The 23,034-nt window shown below is 41.3% G+C and carries 18 protein-coding genes and 1 pseudogene; 10 read left to right on the top strand and 9 right to left on the bottom strand.

The genetic code is table 11. The annotated features are described in order from the left end of the window. The first annotated feature begins 8 nt into the window (after nt 1-8). The gene (locus tag FBB35_RS13840; protein ID WP_174710094.1) at nt 9-1,475 is read left to right on the top strand and encodes an ABC transporter substrate-binding protein; all 1,467 of its coding nucleotides are present in this window, start codon (nt 9-11) and stop codon (nt 1,473-1,475) included. A 529-nt stretch (nt 1,476-2,004) separates the two neighbouring features. Beyond that, nucleotides 2,005-3,057 carry a hemerythrin domain-containing protein gene (locus tag FBB35_RS13845; protein ID WP_174710095.1) on the top strand — a complete coding sequence of 351 codons (1,053 nt, stop codon included), beginning with the start codon at nt 2,005-2,007 and terminating at the stop codon, nt 3,055-3,057. 81 nt (nt 3,058-3,138) lie between these two features. On the opposite strand, the gene FBB35_RS13850 is transcribed toward FBB35_RS13845, so the two are convergent. The 5 genes from FBB35_RS13850 to FBB35_RS13870 form a co-directional block, all read right to left on the bottom strand. After that, nucleotides 3,139-4,323 carry a M20 family metallopeptidase gene (locus tag FBB35_RS13850; RefSeq protein ID WP_174710096.1) on the bottom strand — a complete coding sequence of 395 codons (1,185 nt, stop codon included), beginning with the start codon at nt 4,321-4,323 and terminating at the stop codon, nt 3,139-3,141. 181 nt (nt 4,324-4,504) lie between these two features. Beyond that, on the bottom strand, nt 4,505-5,068 hold the full coding sequence (locus tag FBB35_RS13855; protein WP_174710097.1) for a pentapeptide repeat-containing protein: 564 nt from the start codon (nt 5,066-5,068) through the stop codon (nt 4,505-4,507). A 442-nt stretch (nt 5,069-5,510) separates the two neighbouring features. Further along, nucleotides 5,511-7,271, bottom strand: coding sequence for a serine/threonine-protein kinase (locus FBB35_RS13860; protein WP_174710098.1), 1,761 nt, complete (start codon nt 7,269-7,271; stop codon nt 5,511-5,513). Between the two features lie 123 nt (nt 7,272-7,394). Beyond that, nucleotides 7,395-7,583, bottom strand: coding sequence for a 30S ribosomal protein S21 (gene rpsU / locus FBB35_RS13865; protein WP_012407716.1), 189 nt, complete (start codon nt 7,581-7,583; stop codon nt 7,395-7,397). A 108-nt stretch (nt 7,584-7,691) separates the two neighbouring features. Continuing rightward, on the bottom strand, nt 7,692-8,012 hold the full coding sequence (locus FBB35_RS13870) for an RNA-binding protein (protein ID WP_012407715.1): 321 nt from the start codon (nt 8,010-8,012) through the stop codon (nt 7,692-7,694). 649 nt (nt 8,013-8,661) lie between these two features. On the opposite strand from FBB35_RS13870, the pseudogene FBB35_RS13875 reads away from it, so the two are divergent. Then, nucleotides 8,662-9,490 (top strand): annotated as a pseudogene (locus tag FBB35_RS13875) (IS5 family transposase). A gap of 57 nt (nt 9,491-9,547) precedes the next feature. On the opposite strand, the gene FBB35_RS13880 reads toward FBB35_RS13875, so the two are convergent. Continuing rightward, nucleotides 9,548-11,182 carry a hypothetical protein gene (locus tag FBB35_RS13880; RefSeq protein WP_174710099.1) on the bottom strand — a complete coding sequence of 545 codons (1,635 nt, stop codon included), beginning with the start codon at nt 11,180-11,182 and terminating at the stop codon, nt 9,548-9,550. A gap of 18 nt (nt 11,183-11,200) precedes the next feature. Next, complete coding sequence (locus FBB35_RS13885; RefSeq protein WP_174710100.1) at nt 11,201-11,428, bottom strand: hypothetical protein; 228 nt, start codon at nt 11,426-11,428, stop codon at nt 11,201-11,203. A gap of 255 nt (nt 11,429-11,683) precedes the next feature. Between FBB35_RS13885 and FBB35_RS13890 the strand changes: the two genes are divergently transcribed. The 3 genes from FBB35_RS13890 (at nt 11,684) to FBB35_RS13900 (ending at nt 14,189) form a co-directional block, all read left to right on the top strand. Then, nucleotides 11,684-12,973 (top strand): ISAs1 family transposase, encoded by a 1,290-nt coding sequence (locus FBB35_RS13890; protein ID WP_174710101.1) that lies wholly within the window; start codon nt 11,684-11,686, stop codon nt 12,971-12,973. Nucleotides 12,974-13,656: 683 nt separating this feature from the next. Further along, on the top strand, nt 13,657-13,839 hold the full coding sequence (locus FBB35_RS13895) for a CsbD family protein (protein ID WP_174710102.1): 183 nt from the start codon (nt 13,657-13,659) through the stop codon (nt 13,837-13,839). Between the two features lie 140 nt (nt 13,840-13,979). Further along, nucleotides 13,980-14,189, top strand: coding sequence for a hypothetical protein (locus tag FBB35_RS13900; RefSeq protein WP_174710103.1), 210 nt, complete (start codon nt 13,980-13,982; stop codon nt 14,187-14,189). 260 nt (nt 14,190-14,449) lie between these two features. Here FBB35_RS13900 and FBB35_RS13905 read toward each other — a convergent pair whose 3' ends face one another. Beyond that, entirely contained in the window at nt 14,450-15,544 is a 1,095-nt protein-coding gene (locus tag FBB35_RS13905; protein WP_174710104.1) for a hybrid sensor histidine kinase/response regulator, read from the bottom strand. 587 nt (nt 15,545-16,131) lie between these two features. Between FBB35_RS13905 and FBB35_RS13910 the strand changes: the two genes are divergently transcribed. The 4 genes from FBB35_RS13910 to FBB35_RS13925 all read left to right on the top strand — a co-directional run bounded on the left by FBB35_RS13910 (nt 16,132) and on the right by FBB35_RS13925 (nt 22,138). Next, nucleotides 16,132-16,851 (top strand): response regulator transcription factor, encoded by a 720-nt coding sequence (locus tag FBB35_RS13910; RefSeq protein ID WP_114084785.1) that lies wholly within the window; start codon nt 16,132-16,134, stop codon nt 16,849-16,851. 125 nt (nt 16,852-16,976) lie between these two features. Next, nucleotides 16,977-18,665, top strand: coding sequence for an NAD(P)H-quinone oxidoreductase subunit 4 (locus FBB35_RS13915; RefSeq protein WP_174710105.1), 1,689 nt, complete (start codon nt 16,977-16,979; stop codon nt 18,663-18,665). 291 nt (nt 18,666-18,956) lie between these two features. Next, a complete protein-coding gene (locus FBB35_RS13920) occupies nt 18,957-21,500 on the top strand; it encodes a penicillin acylase family protein (protein WP_174710106.1) in 2,544 nt (847 codons plus the stop codon). A 194-nt stretch (nt 21,501-21,694) separates the two neighbouring features. Then, a complete protein-coding gene (locus FBB35_RS13925; protein ID WP_174710107.1) occupies nt 21,695-22,138 on the top strand; it encodes a hypothetical protein in 444 nt (147 codons plus the stop codon). Nucleotides 22,139-22,175: 37 nt separating this feature from the next. Here the strand turns inward: FBB35_RS13925 and FBB35_RS13930 are convergent, their stop codons facing one another. Continuing rightward, nucleotides 22,176-22,859 (bottom strand): class I SAM-dependent methyltransferase, encoded by a 684-nt coding sequence (locus FBB35_RS13930; protein WP_174710108.1) that lies wholly within the window; start codon nt 22,857-22,859, stop codon nt 22,176-22,178. Nucleotides 22,860-23,034 lie beyond the last annotated feature (175 nt).

Here is a 23,034-nt window from a genome sequence, read left to right on the forward strand (position 1 = left end):
TATTATTCATGACAAATAAAAAAGAGAACCTGAAGTTGCTTATTTCTTTGGGGCTGGCTGGAGTAATGGTAGCAGCTATTTTGTGGGTAATTAGGCAACTTTCTTCTAGTATCGTAATAACATCATTAAACAACCCCACATCTAGTTCAAGTGAAGTTAAGAATAAGCCTCCATTGATGAATTTGGGTACAAGAATTTTGTTGAAAGTGCAAACATACCCTGATAAAGCAGATGGAGTTAAAGCTTTTGAGCAAAAAGATTTTACCACTGCTGTTCAAAAGTTTAGCGCTTCCTTAAAAAATAATCCTAATGACCCAGAAACTCTAATTTATTTAAATAACGCTAAAATTGCACGAGATAAGTATAGCGCTCTAAAAGTTGCTGTGATAGCATCAATTAATTTTGACTCTAACTTATCAGAAGAAATTTTGCGTGGTGTAGCTCAAGCTCAAAATGAAATTAATAACCAAGGAGGAATTGATGGTAAGAAGCTGCAAATTGTGATTGCCAGTGCTGAGAATAGAGAAGATTTTGCACGATTAGATAATGAATTATTTCAAGACAAGAGCATTGTGGCAGCAGTGGGAGTTAGACGTAATGCTGCAATTTATAATGAAAAGCACTTGGTGTTAGTCTTTCCTGTCGAGCGCCCAACTCAAGCCGAAAATCAAGAAAAGTTAGATAATAATGCAGTAAGTAGTGAGCCAAATAGTTCCACAACTAACTACTTATTTCATGTAAATCCGCTATATGATAATTTAGTAGATACTCATGCTCGCTACATTGCTCGACAAGGAAGAAATGTTGCTATTTGTGGCGATATTCGTAGCTCAAGAGATAATTCAGGTTCATCATCTAATCAGATACTTGTAGAACAGTACACTCAAGCTCTCCAAAAATATGGAAGTAAGGTTATTAGTACACCTTGCAATTTGGCAGATAAAGATTTGGACTATAGAGCTTTTGTAGATAAAGTTATAGAAACAGAAAACGCCAGTGGCTTTTTACTATTACCTTCAGTCAGAAATATATATTTTGCCACCAAAGTAGCACAAGAGGTTAAAGGCAGGAAACCTCTCTTTGCTTCCGAAACTATGTACAGTTCAACAACTTTGCAAAATGGCACCGATCTCGAAGGAATGGTACTACCTGTGTATTGGCATCGTGATGCTAATAAAGATAATCCATTTGCAGAAAATGCCTTTAAGCTTTGGAATGCACGGGTAAATCAGAGAACAGCCGGAGCTTATGATGCACTCCAAGTAATTATCACTGGACTGAAACAAGATAACACTCGCGAAGGGTTGCAAAAGGTATTGTCTAATCGTGATTTTTCAACTTCTGGAGCCACAGGAATGATTAAGTTTTCGCCTTCAGGTGAGCGCCAAGGAGAAGCTTTACTAGTCAAAATCGCGCGTTGTGAGCGTTGTTCTTCTGGAACTGATTATGATTTTGCCCTCTTGAATAAGAAGTAATTTTTTGACATTAATTTTCATTCTAGAGATATAGATGTCTTCAAAATTAGGTAATCTGTTTATCTGTTCAATTTGGATGTAATACAGAATATCTGTTCCTAATTTAGAACTAAACCTCGTCTACCTTGATAACCTACATAAATATATCTTTTAAAAAACTCTAGGTTTCAACATAGATGAGGTTTATAAATCGGGGCGATCGCTTAGAGGTTGTTTGAAAAGTGTTTCGCTGTAACTTTAGGTACTTTTAGATTCCCCCTATTCCCCTTTTAAAGGGGGGAATAGAATCAAAGTCCAAAGTCCCCTTTAAAAGAAAGGGGAATTTAGGGATGATATAAAACTATTTGATACCGATAAGAGTAATTTTCAAACATCCTCTTAAATTTATATTTATATTGTGTAACGCTAAACTTTTTTTCTACCCACCGTTGCGAAAGCTATCACTCAAAAGAAAGAGGGAATCTCCCTAAGCTGTGTGTCAAGGTTATATCAGTAATAACTACGAACACTTTGCCGAGGAGAACTACGGATGGTAGCTACTTTAGATGATACGAAACGCAATGCTATTGCTGTGAAATTGGCAAGTATTAAAGCACTTCAACAATTGGTGATCGAAAATGAGCAATCGCTTTTGAGAGAAGGACTCGATGCCGAAATTGCCGATCGCATCCGAAATTTTCTCAAAGATGATGAAAAAAATATTGGCGTTCTGGAAACTGTAATTGGTCAGTATGGCATTCAGGCTGAACCAAAAAAAAATGTTACACAATTCATTGAAAAAGCTCGTGAATTGTTCAAAAGTTCTGAGTTGAGCCTGTATGAAAAAGTATCTCAGCATGAATTGCTGAAACATCAACTAGTAATGAGTGGTTTGATAGTTCACAAGGCTGCTCAAAAAGTTGGTGCTGACGTTTTGCTAGCGATCGCACCTTTGAACACCATTAACTTTGAAAATCGCGCTCACCAAGAGCAACTCAAAGGTATTTTAGAAATTTTGGGTGTCCGTGAACTAACTGGACAAGATGCAGATCAAGGAATTTGGGCACGTGTTCAAGACGCTATGGCCGCAGTCAGTGGTGTGGTAGGTAGTGCTGTAACCCAAAGTAGTGACAAAAAGGATCTGAATATTCAAGATGCCATCCGCCTCGATCACAACAAGGTAAACACCCTGTTCACCGAATTGCTACAAAGCAACAATCCCCAGAAGATCCAAGAGTACTTCGGTCAAATTTATAAGGATCTAACTGCTCACGCGGAAGCTGAAGAGGAAGTAGTCTATCCAAGAGTACGTCCTTTCTACGGTCAAGATAACACCCAAGAATTGTTTGACGAGCAAGCTCATACAAAGCAGGCGTTAGAAGAAATTAAGGCTCTTAGCCCATCTTTACCCCTATTTAAAGAGAAAGTCAAACAGCTGATGGATGCTCTTGGCGATCATATTCGTCAAGAAGAAAGCACGATGTTTGCTGCCATTCGCAACAATTTAAGCACTGAGCAAAGTGAGCAACTGGCTACTGAGTTCAAAGCTGCTAAGACCCGAATTCAAAAAAAGCTAGGTGTTGTTAACGAAGCGAATGCATAGGATGTTTTTGGGCTTTCTATATCCGCTAAAAAACTTTAGTTAAACAAAAACTCCCAGCACATCAGCGCTGGGAGTTTTTGTTTAAACATCTTGTTGACAATATTTATAAGCGGCATAAGCCATAGTTACAACCCCGGTGATAATGGCAGCTTCATCAACTTCAAATTGGGGATGGTGTAATGGGTGGTTAATGATTCTTTCTTTGTAGCCTACACCCAAGCGAAACATGGAACCAGGGGCATGTTCCAAATACATAGAAAAATCTTCAGCACCAAGGGAAGGTTCGGGTAAAACTTGAACGCGATCGCTACTCCAAGCTTCTTCTGCGGCTGATTGTAATAATTGCGTCAAGGCATAATCATTTTGAACGCTGGGTACGCCCTGGCGATAATTCACTTGATAGTTTGCTCCGTAGGTCTGGCAAACATTAGATACAATGTTTTCAATCCAGTTAGGGAGATGAGCGCGAGTTTCGGGATGGAGCGATCGCACGGTTCCCAATAACTGCACTTTATCCGCAATTATATTGGGCGCTCTGCCACCGTTAATTTTCCCTATGCTTAATACTACAGGACGCAAGGGGTTCTGCGTTCGGCTGATGGCTTGTTGCAATGCAGTAATGACTTGGCAAGCAATCCAAATTGCATCAATGGCCTCATGAGGACGCGCCCCATGTCCAGATTCTCCCATAATTAGAATTTCTAAATCATCTGCGGCGGCTGTCAATGCCCCGTAACGCACGCCAATAGATCCTGCGGGTATAGAAGGAAAAACATGAACCCCTAATACAGCCGAGACGTTTTCCATTGCCCCATCTTTCACCATCCAGCTTGCACCTTGAGCAATTTCCTCGGCTGGCTGAAATAAAAACCGCATTTTCCCACCCAACTCCTCTGCCATTTGTGACAGCACCATTGCTGTTCCTAATCCCACTGTGGTATGGACATCGTGACCACAAGCGTGCATAACACCCTCGGCGCGAGAGGCGTATTCTAAATTTGTCCCTTCTTGAATTGGCAAGGCATCCATATCTGTGCGAATTGCCAATAAACGGTCATTTTGACCAGTGCCTTGGAGTTCTCCAACTACGCCCGTTTTGCCAACTCCCTCTTGTACATGCAGACCACTGGAAGACAAAACACCCGCTACGAAGGCTGCTGTTTGGTACTCCTGACCACTGAGTTCTGGGTGAGAGTGGATGTGGCGGCGAATTTCAATCAAGCGAGGCGCTAGTTTTGTTGCTAAGTCTTTAATATGGGTAAGCATCAATTCAATTAATCTACAAGCTTTTTTCCCATGATAAAGAACTGTTAACAAACAAAATGCTTTTGCTATACAAGGATAGGTGAAGGTGGAAGGGGGCAAGGGGGCAGGGAGCAGGGGGCAAGGGAGAAGAGGGAGATTAATTAATAACCAATGCCCCATTCCCCATTCCCCATTCCCCAGTTTATTTGGAATAACAGGTTGTACCTGGAGTATTTTCGGGTTTGAACTTGTTACATTCTCTGGTCTTTTGACGTTCTAACGACCATTCATAAGGCATATCTGAGGTGACTACACCATTAGACATTGTTGTTAGTCGGAAGTTAGCCCCCCGAAAATTGGTAAACTGCAATTTAGCATCTTTTAAGTTTGCTGCTTCCAAATTGGCGCTGATGAAACCGGCATAAGATAAATCAGCGTTTTCCAGGGATGCTGATTTCAAATTTGCTCCGGTTAAGGAAGCACCCATAAGATTGACAGAATTCAGGATCGCACCTTCTAAATTTGCACCGGTGAGATCGGCATTGGTAAGATTAGCTTTAGATAATGTTGCACCACTCAAGTCAGCCCCTCGCAAATTTGCTCCAGTTAAATTCAGTTGAGTTAGGTCAGCACCATTCAAACTACACCTTGGACAGGCATTTGTTGCCTTCAACTGATCCAAATCTAGTTGATTTAACGCCAGGGCCTGCTCTGCAAACCCAAAACAAGCTAACAAAACGACGGTAGCAACAATCTTAAATTTCATATTTTTTACAGATATCTACAAAAATGACAAGTTACGCACATTGCGTACTGTCATACTTACATATACCGCTTCTCTAGGGAAGAACAGGGATGAAGCATTCATTAAGAAGCTGTAAAAATACTATAAATTCTAATGGTAATACTACCCAAACTGAAATATAGGCTATAGAATCGATTCGTAAGGAACTATACCGAACGTCTTATAGACTACCATATATGTGATCCCCCTAGCTCGATGAAAAATACGACTAGGGGGATCTTGTTTTTGGGAATGGGGAATGGGGAGTTGGGAATTGGGCATCGATAAGAGATAGGGGGGACAAGGAAGAGGGGGGAGACTTGGGAGAGACTGTTGAATAATTCTCCCTTTATCCTCCCTGTCCTCCTTGTCCCCCTTGTCCTCCTAATCTCCCCTACCCCCTGCCCCTTGCCTCCTTCCTCTTTCATCGCCATCCTAAAAAGCGCAATCCAGGGACAATTAGGTAGTAACTTACTGCTAACCAGAAGCTGATAAAGAAGCCTACAGAACCAAAAAAAATCAGAGGTAACTGTAACTCTGACCAAGCTGGTTGACTAGTAAATTGGAAGATCGGTGGTGCCAACCTCAAAAGAATCAAAAATGCGTAGGCGATCGCACTACCAAAGGCAGCGAATACAGCGTACACTACATGATGGCTGCGAAGACCTAAGCTCAAGGTGAGTAGGCAAGCTGCTACTAAAATCACTGCTACTAAGCCCTCGCCACTGTCTTTTGGTGTGATTAATTGCAAAATGAACCAGCCGAAGCCATAGCTAATCATGCCCATCAGCGATGCTACTAAAAAGCGCCGCCGTTGACCAAAACACCCGGATACTGTCAGTCCCCAAGCGGTTCCCCAGCCTGCGGCGATGAATACCAAAATATCTGCCCCGAAGACGGGTTGAGTATTTGGGACTAATTGGTTTAGCTGACTCGAAATAAATTCCACAACCCAACGCCCCAAGTTGGTGTGATATGCCAAAATAAAACCAGCGATCGCACCAAAACAAGCACCAACATAAGCCAAAATCATCGCCCAAATGGTCGCCAAACAAGCTTGGAAAATTTTGATGATTGTCTGAGCGATAAAAATTACGGTTTTAGTAACAGCTTGGCTAAAGTTCGCTAAAACTTGTTCAATAGCTTGGATTAGCAGTGTAAATCTCTGGGAAACTTGGGTTGAAGCTTGCTTAAGCTGATCTCGCAGTTGGGCAAATAATCCCGGTGGCGGTAATGGTTGAGAAATCTTCGCCAACCGTTTTTGAATCATAGCTGCATTTGCTGGACGCGATCGCACATCCTCTTGCACCATCTCATCTAGTAAATCTGCTAGTTGGGGGTTGACATTCACCGCAATGCGCCAGCGCAATTTCCCAGTTTGTTGATCTTCCAATTCTAGTGGGTATTTGCCTGTTAGCAGTTCAATTACCGTTCGACCAAGGGCATAAAAATCGGCACTTGGCCCGACAATACTTCCACTCACTTGTTCTGGTGGACTGTAGCCAGAAGAAAATAATCGGGTGGAACTAGACTGAGAACGCAGCTTAGAGGGGCTAAATTGCTTTGCCCCACCAAAATCAATTAGTACCAGGCGATCGCCTTCTATTTGTCCTTGAGGTAGGCTGACAGTGGGCGAAGATGTGCCCAGCATTAAATTAGAAGGTTTAATATCCCGATGAATAATCTGACGTTTATGTAATTCTTGTAAAATCTCTACAGTTTGGGCAAACCAGTTGACAACCAACTTCTCTGGACACCCTTGGGGAAACTTTTTTAATATCTCCTCTAAAGTCCGTCCATTGATTTTTTCCATTACTAGACAAGGTAGTTGGTGCGGCTTGGGGTTAAACAGTTGTACCTGAAAATACCCTTCAGCATCGACTGCGGGGACACCTGGATGCTGCAAACTAGATAAAACTGCCGCTTCTTGGGTAAATAATTCCAGTGCTTTTGGTGACTCTTCTACCAACACTTTCAGCACTTTCTCGGTTTGAGTTTTTTCATCCCAAACCGTGTAAATTTGAGCAAATCCTCCCGAACCTAATGGCTGAAGTGGAACATAGCGGTCTAACAACTCTAGCGGTGCGCCACAGCTGTTGCAGAATTTGTTTCCCCAAGGTTGGGGATAAGGACGTTGACAATCAGGATTTATGCAGTGAACCGCACTCTGAGTGATGTGGGACACAACCGCTACAATACAAAGGCTGACTTGATTTTAACGTTTCTTGAGGTTTCCTGATTTTTAAATAGCTAAAAGGAAAACCCTCATAGAATCTATGAAGGTTTTCTTTTATAGCTATGTCAGCCCTTAATTACGAAAACTTCTCTTACTCTGTCTGTGCTTGGCGACTTCTTTGCGCTTGCGTTTTTCTAAGGGTGTTTCAAAATGACGATGCTTTCTCATATCTGGAAAAATTCCAGCCTTGGAAACTTCTCGCTTAAATCGTCGTAAGGCTGATTCAATGTGTTCATTGTCACCGACAATTACTTGGGTCATTATTTCTCCTACTAAGTTGACTTAATCAGGCGGGAACATTACAAAAAAAAGACAGACTGTTGTTTGTCTGACCTTAAGACTATTGGTAAATTTTTTTGTTTCCAAAGTTTAGTAGCGTCCGCCGCGTCCGCCGCCGCCACCGTATCCTCCTCGGTTTCCACCAAAGGAACCTCTATCACCTCTATCTTCCTTGGGTTTAGCCTTATTTACTTTTAGGTCACGACCCATCCACTCAGCACCATCGAGAGCTTCAATGGCAGCTGTTTCTTCCGCTTCAGTTCCCATTTCCACAAAAGCAAAGCCTCGCGGACGACCTGTTTCACGGTCAGTAGGTACTTGAACTCGCTTTACAGTACCATATTCTGCAAAAATACCACTTAAATCTTCTTGTGTAACGTCATAAGAGAGGTTACCTACGTAAATTGACATCGATTCGCTCCAAAATCATCACTGTGTAGAGATTTTAATTTCTCTGAGAAGTCTGTAAATACTAAAAGGAAAAGCCTTTCAATACTAAAATCAAAGACGTCACTGAATTAACTCTCCTAAATCTAGGATGACATAGGAGCCATCTCTCTGCATCAAGTAGATAGTTAACCAGTGATACGATCGCATTTACGCGATCGTCTGCCCCAGCTACCCTAAGTACGGCCCAACACAAAAAAGGGTTGGAAATGGAAGAAGATCAATTCTGTAGGGTGATAAAGGAAATCAGACATACAGGGGCACATCTTTAGAATATCCGAATTGAATGTTTGACTGCATTAACCATGAAGCATTACTTCAAAATTTTAATACGAAAGCCAAAGTCAGGCAACAAGTTTGAAGGAGGTAGGGGGCAGGAGAGGCAGGGGGAGAGAAATAAATAAGTATATTCAAGGCTATAAGAATCATAAAAATTACTAGAAATTTCTCTTTACTCTTCCTGCTCAAGAAAGCTCTTTTCACGATGAGCTCACTTTTTCGCATCGCTTTCAGCATAGCTTTGGCAGTATGGGGTTCTTCGGGTTTAATAGACCTCTTGCAAAAATATTTTATGGTATGATGTTGGATTTTGTCGCTTGAATCAATACTACTTATGCGATATGAGCAAACAAAAAAGTTATCGAATCGGCAGTTCAAACGTTTGGTCGGGGTGCAACGACGTACTTTCGATGAGATGGTTAAGGTGTTAGAACATACAACCAGTTTTAAGCAAACACGAGGTTATCCGAACAAGCTAGGCTTGGAAGACCAAGCTTTGGTTTGCCTACAGTATTGGAGAGAATATCGGACTTACTTCCAGATTGCTAGTGACTGGCAAGTATCCTAAATCTTCGGTTTGCCGCATAGTACATTGGGTTGAAAGCACATTAATCAGTTCTGGAAAATTCCGTTTAGAAGGAAAAAAGTCCTTGTTGATCTCATCACAGAAACCAAAAACAGCTGTGATGGATGTAACAGAGAGTCAAATTGAACGTCCGAAACACGGGCAAAAACGCTTTTATAGTGGTAAACAAAAACGGCATACTCTCAAATCTCAATTGATAATTGACCTAACAACCCAAGAAATTCGTTGTATTGTAAACGGTTCTGGTCGCAAACATGACTACAAACTATTTCTATTTATAGAGAGTAAGGTTCGTTTTCACTCCGAAACCGAAAGCTTAGAAGACAGTGGCTACCAAGGAATTTCTAAACTACACACTAATAGTCACTTACCTCAAAAGAAACCTAAAGGAGGTAAGTTAACCAAGGAACAAAAGCGATCCAACCGCGCTTTAGCGAGTCGTCGAGTAGTGATTGAACTTGTTTAAAAGTTTTTCTGATTTTAAGTCAGCGCTACCGCAATCGTCGGAAACGTAATGGAAGAGCGCTGTCATTTAATTGCTGGGATTTATAATTACGAAATTCAAAAAGAAGCCTAAATTTCTTTTGGATTTAGTCAACCCTCTACCATACCACAAAACTTTTTTGCAAGAGGTCTAATAAGTAACCCAAGTTGCTAAATCAAGTTGCCGAGCATCACCTTTCCAAGCTGTTTGCAAGTCGGCTTTGACAACTTGAGCAGCGTCTTTTTTGCCCAGTGCCTGCAAAGTTGCCTGTAAGCCAAATAGCGAACGCCCATTATGGGGATACTTTTCTAGATCAACGCGAAAGACTTTCTCCGCCTCTCTATAATCACCCTTAGCCAAAAGTACAGCGCCCAAAGATTCCCACGTGGGAAAGTACCAGTCAGGTGGTTCTACGTAATCAAGCGCATCTTCTGCTACTGTCGCTTTTTCTAATAATTGAATGGCATATTCATAATCATTATTTTTTATAGCAATTTTGGCATCAAGAACTTTTGAGGCAATGTCTAAAATGCGACTGGCTGGGCTGAATCCGATAGTTGCTTCGGTAGAAATTTCCTGTTTGGCGGCAAGTAATGCCAGACTTTCACTTGTTGCCTCTTCAAGTTTGCCTGTGGCAGCCATAGCCATACCGCGAGCAAAATGCCAAAGTGCTATGGTAGTAGGCAATTTAACATCGGGAGCAGGAGTTTTTAAGATGGCATCCCAATCACTAAAGCGTGTCTGAATCAGTATTTTGCTGCCCAGGAATCCCTCAAGCATTGGTATATATGGGTTTATAGCAGTAGCATTTGCGACTAATTTATCTGCGGCTTGGAGAGCATCTTCATATTTTCCTGCCATGCTGCTAGCCACCATGAGGAAATGTACGTTGTGGTTGTAGTACATCATGGGGTAAGTGCCCTGGACTTGATATTTTTTGATGTAAATATCATCTTGAGCGATCGCCTGCTCGTTAGCCTGCATTGCCCCTTCATAATCTCCTACGCGAAAGTAAATATGCGAAGGCATGTGTACCAAGTGTCCTGCTGCTGGCGCTAGGATTCCTAGTCTTTTGGCACTGACAAGGGCCCTTTCTGGGGAAGGCGAGGCTTCCACCGCATGGATATAGTAATGATTGGCCCCCGTATGATTCGGATTACGCTTGAGAACAGATTCTAAAATAGCCACAATTTTTTCTGTATCTGGCTGTGGTTTGCCATCTTTAGTCCAGTGCTGCCACGGATGCAGATCCATCAAGCTTTCAGCATAAAGCGTTGCTGCATCCAAATCATCAGGATAGCACTCAACTAGGGTTGCCATTGCTTTTGCGTACTCTACCGCTAATTGATACAAGTCTGCACCAGGATCTTGGGAGTAACGTTTTGCTAAGGCGGTAATGTAGTCTCGTTCCTGGTTAGATGCTTTGGTAGAAAGTGCTAAAGCTTGCTGTACCGCTTGGTAAGCAGCTAATTCTCGATTGGGATCGATTTCTAAGTTAATATTGGGGCCTAGAGCCAGAGCAATACCCCAATATGTGATCGCTAAATGCGGATCGAGTTTGGCAGCGTGTTGAAAAGAACGCACCGCCTCATCATGATTGAAAGCGTAAATTAAATTTAATCCCTGATCGAAAAACTCTTGCGCGTGAGCATTAGTAGTGGAAACTGGATGGTGGATTGCGCCAAGTCCAGATATTAAGCTGTAGGGTTGTCTTGCTTGAGCGATCGCCGCATTAGGAGCGATTAAAGAGAGTATAAGCACCCAAATTATAAATAAGTACTTCATTGTCTATATTGTTTTTATTCAAGCTCTTTTTTTCTTAATATTCAAAAGCCACAGTTTTTCTAATGAAGCAATTTGCTGACTGAGAACAGCCGCACGGTGTTTCTTATAGATATTAAATCCTACAAACACACTCATTAGAATCAAAATAGAAAATCCGATGAAAATGTTAACAGATACATCACCTTGCATCGTAGAATCTACATATTGAAAATTAGGAGTTACTTGCGTAGTAGAATTTGAGCGCATAAATACCTTGATAAATAGAAATAAACGTAAATACTTGTTCTTGTTGTCTTTGGTGAAAAATTAGTCACAAGCTTTACTAGTGGGGCATGGAAGAAACAACTATCCAGGGTAAGCTCATCTAATTTGGTATAAAGAGAACTTGACAAATCAAAGAAGATCAGCATAAACGACTCTGTAAAAAATGGACTTGACAACTGAGCAAGATCAATGAGATGAATTCAATTGCTCGATTGAAAATCGCCTGGAGTCAATTTGATGTCAGAAGGCTTTGAAATTAAATCTGCTGATACTCTAGAAAATTCTCCTCATCAGCGAAAGCCAGCAGAAGTGGCAGATATCGTCCGTATTCAACAGAATCTAGTGGAGCATTTTGCTCTTATTAAAGACCCAAGAGTAGAGCGAACCAAAAAACATCAACTTAGGGACATTTTAGTAATTGCAATTCTGGCAGTCATAGCAGGAGCGCAGGGATGGGAAGATATCGAGAATTACGGCATAAGTAAGCGACAGTGGTTAGAAGAATTTTTGGCATTACCAAATGGAATTCCCTCCGATAGCGTAGCGTTAGCGAGTCTTCGAGCGTCTGATACCTTCCGACGAGTGTTTGAGTTCATTAACCCAGAAGAATTGAATCGTTGTTTTCTAAGATGGATAGAAACCCTGGTGACAAAGATGGGAGGAGAGATAATCCCCATAGATGGAAAGACAATTAGGGGTTCTTACGACCGCAATCAAGGGAAATCAGCACTGCACGTAATTAGTGCTTGGGCAAGCGAACAAAATTTGGTGTTGGCACAGATGAAAGTGGAAGATAAATCTAATGAAATTACTGCTATTCCCGCATTACTAGAATTACTAGATATCACAGGAGCTATCATCACCATTGATGCAATGGGGACACAAACAGAAATTGCCAAAAAGATTATTGATAAGAAAGCAGATTATGTTCTGGCACTTAAGGCTAATCACCCGACTCTCTACCGTCAGGTAGAACAATGGTTTGAACAAGCTTCTGCACAGGATTTTCAAGGTATTGATGTCAGTTATGAGCAACGCATTGAGAAAGGACATTATCGCACGGAAATCCGTCAAGTTTGGTCTGTTCCAGTTTCTGCCATTGGTGAACTTTACCAGCCCCGACTATGGGCAGGACTTCAAAGTGTGGTTATGGTTGTCCGAGTGCGTCGTCTTTGGAATCAAACTACTCGTGAAATTCAGTTTTATCTGACTTCTTTACATAGTGACGCTCAACTTTTAGGTCGAGCTATCCGAAAACATTGGGGTATTGAAAACCAGGCTCACTGGACACTTGATTGTACTTTTGCAGAAGATTCTTGCCGCATTCGCTCTTTCCATAGTCCGCGTAATTTTGCCCTTTTACGACGCATTGCTCTCAATGCCCTTAATCGCGAACATACTTACAAACGTAGTCTTCGTCAAAAAATGAAGCGCACGGCTATGGACAACGATTATATGATTCGCGTTCTCAGTTTTTGTTTTCTTGACTCTACATTAAATTCCTCTGAATCCTTCTGTCAAGCCTGATTGAGATGCTCTTACCCTGAACAACTATCCAGTTTAAAAAGGTAACAAAAGCTTAATTTACAAGCTTTCTTCCCTGCTGTCTGTTTGAAGTTCCCTACCCTGCAAAAAGGCGCAGAAAAACCTACATACTTTTCTCTGCTTTCTTGCACTAGCTAAACTACTTTTCAGTTCAAACTTGAAAAATTATGTTTCTTTCCGCCTAAGATTTGTGACAACACTCTTTTTCTGGAACTAAGAATATTCAAAGATTTTCTTATATCTCAACTATTTTGTTATGCCAGATGTTTCTAACTGCGGCTTAAGTAATTTTTATAAAAAGTATAATAAACTACTTTTGGGTACTGAGATTGGTAACTCAAGTTGCAGTTGATCGCATTTTGAGTATTTCTTAACGGCTAATTCAGGCTAGGCATTTGCACTCTTGTCTAGCTGAGGGGGGAAATGATTTTTTCTCAAGATAGAACAATAGAATCATTCCTTTCTATCTTTTGGATATTATATGAATCCTTGAAGATGAATTGAACCTTTAAATAATTATGTACAACGGACATAATTATTCTTCATAAAAACATCGTCAGATAGAAGAATTAAAACTTGTCTAAAAGTAATCTATAGATATTGCAACGCTTTCCTAGCAAGCAACAAGTAATCACCAACTAACATAAATTAGGAGCTAAACTATTATGAGTATCGAAGATAGAGCTAAAGCTTTTGCTAAGAACGTCGAAGGAAAAGTCCAAGAAGTGGTTGGCGAAGTAACTGGCAACCCCAACGATAAAGCTGAAGGTAAAGCTAAACAAGCTGAAGCCCAAGTTCGTCATACTGCTGAAAATATCAAAGATGAAGTAAAAAAGACTTTAGAATAGGCTGAACTTGATTTAGGAAGAAGGTGTAGGCTAAATAATTATTTACTAAACCTTCTTCCTTTCTTAAATCTTTGTTTTAACTTGGTTTTGGGCTTTTTGAAAATACAGATTCCAAAATATTTTTGCAAAGGTGTAGATTCATGATTAATCTTTTATTTACCTATCTTTTAACAGACATCCCTTTAACATCACAAGGTAACTCTACTTATTCTATTGTGCTAACAGCGTTATTAGGATTGGGCTTTATCGCTGCTATTACTATAGGGTCAATTGCTTGGTACAATTCCAAACGTCCTTTAGGTTGGGATGATAAAGAGCGTCCCGACATTATTCCAGAAATTGATAAGTAATAGTTTTTTGCCTGACTCCTCCCATTTTTTAGTGTTCACGGATTTTGTCTGTGAACACTATTTTTTATCAAACAGAATTCAGGAGTCAGAATTCTGTTGGGTATTCTGTACGAGTGGTGGATAGCGCCGGCGGCAAGCGAGTCCGCGTTCGCTTTTAGCGTCTAGTAGAGAGCGTCAAGATTGCTCTCCTGTTAGCGGTAGCGGGGCGTTTAGCCGATTCTGACTTCTGAATTCTTCTTCAATCTAAAATTTCTTCACTTTTAATTGTCGGCTGCTACAGGTAGACGGATAGTAAATGTACTACCCTGTCCTGGCTCAGATGTCACACCAATTGTGCCTTGATGTGCTTCGATAATACACCGAGACAGATATAGTCCCAAACCACTACCAGAACGCTGGTGTTTACCTTGGCGAAATCGCTCAAATAATATTGCCTGATCTTGTTTAGAAATTCCCGGCCCTGTATCTTGGATATCAATAGTCACATCTGCTGGAGTGAAATGGCAGTGAATATCTACAGAACCTTTGTCTGTAAATTTGATAGCATTGCCGATAATATTTGTTAAAACTCGCCGCAGTTCTACGCGATCGCCCATGACGGTGCTTGTAGTTTCACCTCGATCGATATTTACAGCTAACCCTTTTTCTTCAGCTAAGGGAGTTAATTCTTGGGTAACTTCACTAACTAGTTCCTGAATATTGCAGGGAGAAATTTTTAAGGTTTTACAGCCCGCTTCATGACGATAAACTTCTAGTAAGGTATTTACCATTTCCAGCAGGTCTTGATTACTGCCAATCATGGTGTCAATGATTTCTTGCAATTGTGGCGAAACTTCGCAAAACCTGCCTTCCAGCAATAATTTTAAGACGCGGTTGGAGGCTACTAATGGTATACGTAAATCGTGAGTAAAACGCGAGACAAAATCTGCCCGCAGGTTAGCCATCTGATCTCGTTCGTCTATGCTGTGTTTGAGGCGCAAGAGCGATCGCACTCGTGCATGTAGTTCATCAGGATCGAATGGTTTACGAATAAAGTCATCTGCACCAGCATCGAGTCCTTCCACAACGCTAGACTGATAGTGAGCCGTTAGCAGCAGAATAGGGATAAATGGCAACGCCGGATTCTGTCGGATGCGTCGAGTAAATTCATAGCCATCTATCTCTGGCATCATCACATCTAAGAGAATGATGTCTGGTGGTGACTCCTCAACCATAGCCAGAGCAATTTTGCTATCTTCCACCAAGCTAATTTCATAGCCCTCATCTTCTAGGACTGCTTCTAAGACCAGTAGATTGTCAAAAACATCATCGACAGCGAGAATTTTATCTTTTTTGACACTTTTAGTTAAAGACATGGCTGAATAAAAAAAAGAAGTGCTTGGCTATCCCTAGCAAATCTAGTAATAGCTTACTTTACCAGCGCTGAGATTATTAAGGATTCACATTTTCCTTTAAAGTTTCCTGAATTAAGCATCTTGTTTTGTACGTAATATTACGTACTTTAAATAGATGATAGTATCAAATACTTTAATATGTTAGTTTTTTACAATTATTTTAGCCGTCTCATTATCCAAGCAATATCTGTGTCTGGGTCTTAGGTTAAGGTCGCTTAGTCCCTTGTATTTAGCCTATCATAACCACTGCAAGGGTAATTATTTAATAGTTACCGACTCTTGCTTGCTAGCTGATTTTCAGTGAAAAATTGTCCACCATAAAACATCTATCATCAGGTGAATGTATAAAAATATTTTTTGATTGGATTATATTGCTAGATGGAAACTCTTGCCTGAGAAAAACTTCCAAGATAAGGTTATTTATGTCTAATGGTAGATGAAGTTCAGGAAAAATACCAAAAGCATTGCTTTTTGTATAAGATACCGAATAGAAGAACGAGATTATTTTAATCTGTACTTTAGATAGATAACAGTAAAATTAAGCAACTATGAGTGAAATCAAGATCCTCGTGATCGAAGATCACAACCTTACGAGAATCGGCTTACGGTCTGCCTTACAAACCCAGCCAGAGTTTAACATTGTTGGTGAAGCAGCCAATGCAGCCGACGGCATCAAGCTTCTGAAAACTCTCAAGCCGGATGTTGCCACTATTGACATCGGTTTGCCTGACATGGATGGTATTGAGCTAACACGTACATTTAGGCAATATCAAGCAGAGAATGAAGATTACACCACAAAGCTGCTAATTTTAACGATGCAAAATAGCGAGCAGGCAGTTTTAGCAGCATTTGCAGCAGGTGCAGATTCTTATTGCATGAAGGATATCGAAACTGAGAAACTAGTTGAGGCTGTGCAAACGACTTATGCAGGTAGCTCATGGATCGATCCTGCGATCGCAGATCTTGTATTACAACAAATACGTCAAGATTTCCCTGATGGTAGCAGAGGCGCATCTGGAAAAAGAGTCTTGATTGAAGGTATTGATCCCGATGTTGAGAAAAGTATAGTCAGCTATCCTTTAACTCACCGGGAAATGGATGTTTTAGAGTTGATCGTCGCTGGGTGTGACAATGCAGAAATTGCTAAAAGACTCTATTTAACAGTCGGTACTGTAAAAACTCATGTTCGAGGTATTCTCAATAAACTCTGTGTTGCTGACCGTACACAGGCTGCCGTCCGGGCTTTACGGGCTGGATTAGTACCGTAAATATGCTGATCAATAATTGTTTTTTAGTCAAAACGATTACCTCTAAGAAGATTTATTAAGAAATTGTTACACAGTTTAGTAAAATGACATAATTGACGAACAAATAAGTATTTTTCCTCATATACATGATAGCGGATCAATTTCCCTGGCTTACCGCGATTGTCTTGCTGCCACTCGTTGCTTCCCTGCTCATCCCTGTGCTGCCTGATAAAGATGGCAAGCTCGTACGGTGGTATGCACTGGGTGTAGGTATTGCAGACTTTGCCTTGATGTGCTACGCCTTTTGGAAGCATTACGATGCCAACGATGCTAGTTTTCAACTTGTAGAAAGTTATGCCTGGATGTCTCAGTTAGGCTTGAACTGGGCATTATCAGTTGATGGACTTTCAGTGCCACTTGTGCTTCTAGCAGGATTTGTCACCACACTCTCGATTTTTTCAGCTTGGCAAGTCGATCACCGCCCCCGCCTCTTCTATTTTTTAATGCTAGTGCTGTATTTTGCACAGGTTGGGGTGTTCGTTGCCAAAGACTTGCTGCTATTTTTCATTATGTGGGAAGTAGAACTAATTCCCGTCTACCTACTAGTCTGCATTTGGGGTGGACAAAGACGGCGTTATGCGGCTACGAAATTTTTGTTGTATACCGCAGCCGCTTCTATATTTATTTTGGTCGCAGCCTTAGCAATGGGGTTATACGGCGGCGGTGATATGACATTTGACATAACTGCCCTCGCAAATAAGGAATATCCCCTTGGTCTACAACTGCTACTTTATGCAGGGTTATTAATTGCATTTGGTGTCAAACTTGCTGTTTTCCCGATGCACACCTGGTTGCCTGATGCCCACGGTGAAGCATCCTCTCCTGTATCGATGATTTTGGCTGGTGTGCTGCTAAAGATGGGTGGATATGGACTAATTCGCCTGAATCTTGAGCTACTCCCCGATGCACACATTTACTTTGCGCCAGTTTTAGCCATTCTGGGTGTTGTCAACATTATTTATGGTGCATTAAACTCCTTTGCTCAGACGAATATGAAGCGGCGTTTAGCTTATTCGTCGATTTCCCACATGGGGTTTGTGCTGCTTGGGATTGCCTCATTCACTGATTTGGGAATCAACGGTGCAATGTTGCAAATGATCTCGCATGGTTTGATTGCCTCAGTGCTGTTCTTCTTGGCTGGAGTTACTTACGATCGCACCCACACAATGGTAATGAAAGATATGGGCGGTATTGGTCAAGCCATGCCCAAAGTCTTTGCCTTGTTTACAATCGGAGCAATGGCATCCTTAGCACTTCCCGGTATGAGCGGTTTTGCTGGCGAACTATCGGTATTTGTTGGGATGACAAGCAGTGACGTTTACAGTTCAACTTTCTGCACTGTCACAGTTTTTCTCGCCGCAGTTGGAGTTATCCTCACACCCATTTATTTACTTTCCATGCTGCGAGAGGTATTTTATGGTCAGGGTGCAGCACTGATATGCGATATCAATAATGCAGGCTCAGAAAATCAAGAAGATGAGGGAACAGTTTGTTTTGGTACAGATTGCTTCGTGCCAGAAGATGCAGTCTACGACGATGCTAGACCTCGTGAAGTGTTTATCGCTGCCTGTTTTTTGCTGATGATTATTGGTATTGGTTTCTATCCCAAGATGGCGATGCAGATGTACGACGTGAAGACTGTGGCAGTGAATGCTAATCTTCGCCAGTCTTATGCCATAGTCTCGCAAACAAATCCTCAGATTTATGCTAATCGATTATTGGTTCCGCAAATTTCAGAGGTTGAGGTAGCGCCCGTTTTGGGAACTTTGAAGTAAGCTTTTTGACCAATAGACTTGTTGAGGAAGAGGCAGGAGGAAAAGGCAGGGGGAAGGGGAGCAGGGGGACAAGGGGACAAGGGGGAATTTTATCAAACAAGTCTCTCCGTCTCCCACCTCTTCCTAGTCTCTTCTTTATGCCCTTTCCCCTCTGCTCCCCTGCTCCCCTGCCTCTTTTTCAGCTAGCCAACTTGTTTAGAGAAGTTTCCCCAGAATTTTGTGGGCATTAAATTAATATTGCTCGCTCTACTGTAATATCAACGTTGTAACATCGCGTGATTTCACTAAACAATGCCACTGCAAGCCCAAATAAAAAACTTCAGGAAACGTTGGTTTCCTCGGATTCTCAAAAGAATTTTAATTGTGCTGTTAGTGCTGGGGCTATTGTTAGTGGAATTCGCCACCTACACTGTGCGCCAATCATTTCCGCAAGAGAGTGGCACAATTCAACTACCTCAACTCAAAGCTGAAGTAACCGTCCAGCGCGATAAATGGGGAATTCCCCACATTTATGCTGCCAACTCTCACGATTTATTTATGGCGCAAGGTTATATTCACGCCCAAGACCGTTTTTGGCAAATGGATTTTTGGCGACACATCGGTTCTGGGCGACTCTCAGAAATGTTTGGTTCCTCTCAGGTTGACACTGATAGATATCTGCGGACAATGGGTTGGGCGAGGGTGGCGCAGCAAGAAATTCAGGAAATTAATGCAGAGATGAAGGCATACCTGGAAGCATACTCAGATGGTGTTAATGCTTATCTGAAAGAGCATCAAGGTAACGCCCTGAGTCTAGAATACACTGTGCTAAAATTCCTCAATCCTGGGTATAAGCCAGAACCTTGGCAAATATTGCATTCTCTGACTTGGGGGAAAGTGATGGCTTACGATTTGGGTACAAATTTCCAGAGTGAAGTTGAACGTGCCATACTACTTAAAACCCTTATCCCCACTCAAGTAGAGGAACTTTATCCACCTTATCCTCAAGACTTGCCAGCGATTTTACCTGAGTTCCAAAAAGGGAAAACAGGAGAGGATGAAAATTATGACGAGACACAATTCACCGCCTTTGGTATTGAGGAAGTAATAGAGTCAATTACCAAGCCGATGATAGCTTTGGAACAACTCATAGGGCCTACGGGGATAGGCATTGGTTCTAATAACTGGGTGATATCCGGTGAGCTTACAGATACAGGTAAGCCAATTTTGGCAAATGACCCCCACTTAGGTGTGCAAATACCCTCTATATGGTACGAGGTTGGTTTGCACTGTGTATCTAAGAGTGCAGAATGTCCATACAATGTTACTGGCTTTTCCTTTGCGGGAATGATTGGGGTAATTATCGGTCATAGCGATCGCATTGCCTGGGGTGTAACTAATGTACTATCTGATGTGATGGATTTATATATCGAGAAAATCAATCCCAAAAACCCCAATCAGTATGAGGTAAATGGCAAATGGGTTGATATGAAACTCGTGCAAGAAACGATTCAAGTTGCGGGGAATCAGCCGATTGTGCAAACGGTACGCTATACCCGACATGGGCCGATTCTCTCTGATGTTTCACCCAATCTTAAGAAGTTCCAGCCAAAGCCCTTAGAAATACCGCAAAACTATGCCGTAGCCTTGCGCTGGACAGCCCTAGAACCTTCGAAATTAGGATATGCGATTCCCCAAATCAATCGCGCCCAAAACTGGCAAGAATTCCGCACTGCTGCGAGTAATTATGATGTCCCGGCTCAAAATTTGGTCTACGCTGACGTTGATGGCAATATTGGCTACCAAATGCCTGGTAAATTCCCCATTCGTGCCAAGGGAAATGGACGTTATCCCGTTCCTGGTTGGACGGATGAATATGAGTGGCAAGGCTATATTGACTTTGAGAAGTTACCCAAAAGTTTCAATCCGTCTCAAGGCTATATTGCTACTGCCAATAATTTAGTGATGCGTAAATATCCTTATTTAATTACCACAGATTGGGTTTATGGCTATCGGGCACAGCGCATCGTTGAGATGATTTCACAAAAAACCGAACCGATTTCCCTAGAAGATGTGCAGCAGATACAGGGTGACGATCGCAATCTCAATGCACAAACATTAGTACCCCTACTGCAATCTATCACTGTTGATACTCCCCGCTCGCAAGCAGCCCAAAAACTTTTGCAAGATTGGAATTTACAGTTGGGAATGACATCATCGGCTGCTGCCTTGTTTGAAGTATTCTGGAAACACTTGCTAGCAGATACGTTTCACGATCAGTTGCCTGAGAGATACTTTCCCAATGGAGGCGATCGCTGGTATGCTGTGGTAGCAAATTTAGTAAAACAGCCCAATAGTTCCTGGTGGGATAATCGCAACACCCCAAAAGTTGAGAACCGCGACGAAATCCTGCGGCAATCCTTTACAAAAGCTGTGGATGAACTAGAAGGGATTCAAAGCAAAGATCCGAAAAACTGGAATTGGGGCAAACTACATACTGTTACTTTCCGTAATGCCACCTTAGGTAAATCTGGAGTTGCACCGATTGAAGGTTTATTTAATCGTGGTGCATTTGCGACGGCTGGTAACGGCGAAACAGTCAATGCTAACCGATGGAGAGCAAATAAATCCTTTGAGGTGACAGATATTCCTTCCCTGCGGATGATCGTAGATTTGGGAAATTTGGATAACTCAGTTGCAATTCATACACCTGGACAATCAGGCCATGCTTTCCATACCCACTACAACGATATGGTTGACTCTTGGCGCAATATTGAATATCACCAGATGTTGTCGCAACCAAAGAACGTCACAGATAACACTGCTGCGACATTGAAGTTAATTCCCAAATTGTGACAATAAACTGCAACCCGAATAGAGAATGTTAAATTTTAATACTTAAGTGTAATTACATACACGTTATCGAAAAAATGAAGTATAAAGTAACAGGGCAACAGAAATCAAGATTATTTTTAGAAAAAAGTATTTTCGCTGGCCATCTATTTCTGCTGCCCAACTTTCCCAAAACCTAGTTGGAGATAATAGGATTTATGCAACGCGTATTTAAACAAAGTTTTATGCTTTCAGTCACTACTGCGATCGCATTATTATTTACAGGGTGTGGAGAAAGCAAAGTTGCTCAATGTAACAAAGTGATCAAGGTTGCTAATCAAGCATCTACTCTAGGTCAGGAATTTGGTAAAAATCCCAATCCAGCAAAAGGTTCTAAAGCTTTAACTGAACTTGCTGGTAAGATAGATCCACTTGCCCAAGAGATGAAAACCCTCGAAATTAAAGATGAAAAGTTACAAGGTTTTCAAGGACGCTTTATCACACTCTATCAAAACATCAGCAAGGAATTGAATAATGCCGCAGGAGCTATAGATAAAAAGAATCTACCAGCAGCAAAGGGCTTTTTGGTATCTTTGAAACAAAGTAGTACCGAAGAAAGTTCAATAGTTAACGAAATTAATAGCTACTGTTCTGCTAAATAATCAATTCTGCATGGAATCTTGATTACAAAAATAGTGCTTAAATAGTCGGTCGATAACCACCAAAAACCGCAAAGCTAAAATTTTTGTACCAGCAATCCACATTTTGAAACCCAGCCGCTTCTAACCAGTGAAGTTGAATCTCAAGGGTTGCCATGCGATCGTATTCCATGCGTTTTTGTGCAGCTTTAAGATCCTCTTTTGAGATACCCTTAGCATGGATAGAATCTAACCAGTGTTGACGATAAAGTTCTTCTAAATCAGGGGTTTTGCCGAGAACTTGGTCAGCGTTGACAAATATCCCTCCAGGATTGAGGACATCATAAATTCGTTGATAAAGAAGTTCTTTGTCAAAATCAGAAAGATGATGAATAGATAGGGCAGAGATTATCAGGTCGTAGGAATCACCCAAATCAGTCTCAATGTAGTCACCAATTAAGATTTTGGGAGATTTACCCATTTTGCTAAATCTCAACTTAGCTTTCTCTAACATCTCAGGGGCTAAGTCTAGTAAGGTGAACTCTGCATTTGGGAAAACAGATTGCACCATACCTGAGTAAAGTCCAGTACCAGCACCCAAATCTAAAACCTTTATCGGTGCGCTATGAGCGCCTGGTATAATTTCAACAGCTGTTTTGTAAAATTCATCAAAACAGGGAATTAGAATACGACGTAAGTTATCGTAATCTACTGCGGCAGCATTAAAAGCTTCTTGAATATTCATTTTTTAATTTTTAATAAAAGCTTTTTCATCCATTAATTTACTATTTCTTTTATTAGTTTCATGAATTCTGTCCTCCCCTGATTATCTGAGGTCTTTCTAATCCTATAAAGTGTTTGTCCAGCCAATGCCAAACCTGAAAACTGAGTACCTGCTTTCAGCATAAAATATACGATCG

Source organism: Nostoc sp. TCL240-02 (assembly GCF_013343235.1).
GTDB lineage: Bacteria > Cyanobacteriota > Cyanobacteriia > Cyanobacteriales > Nostocaceae > Nostoc.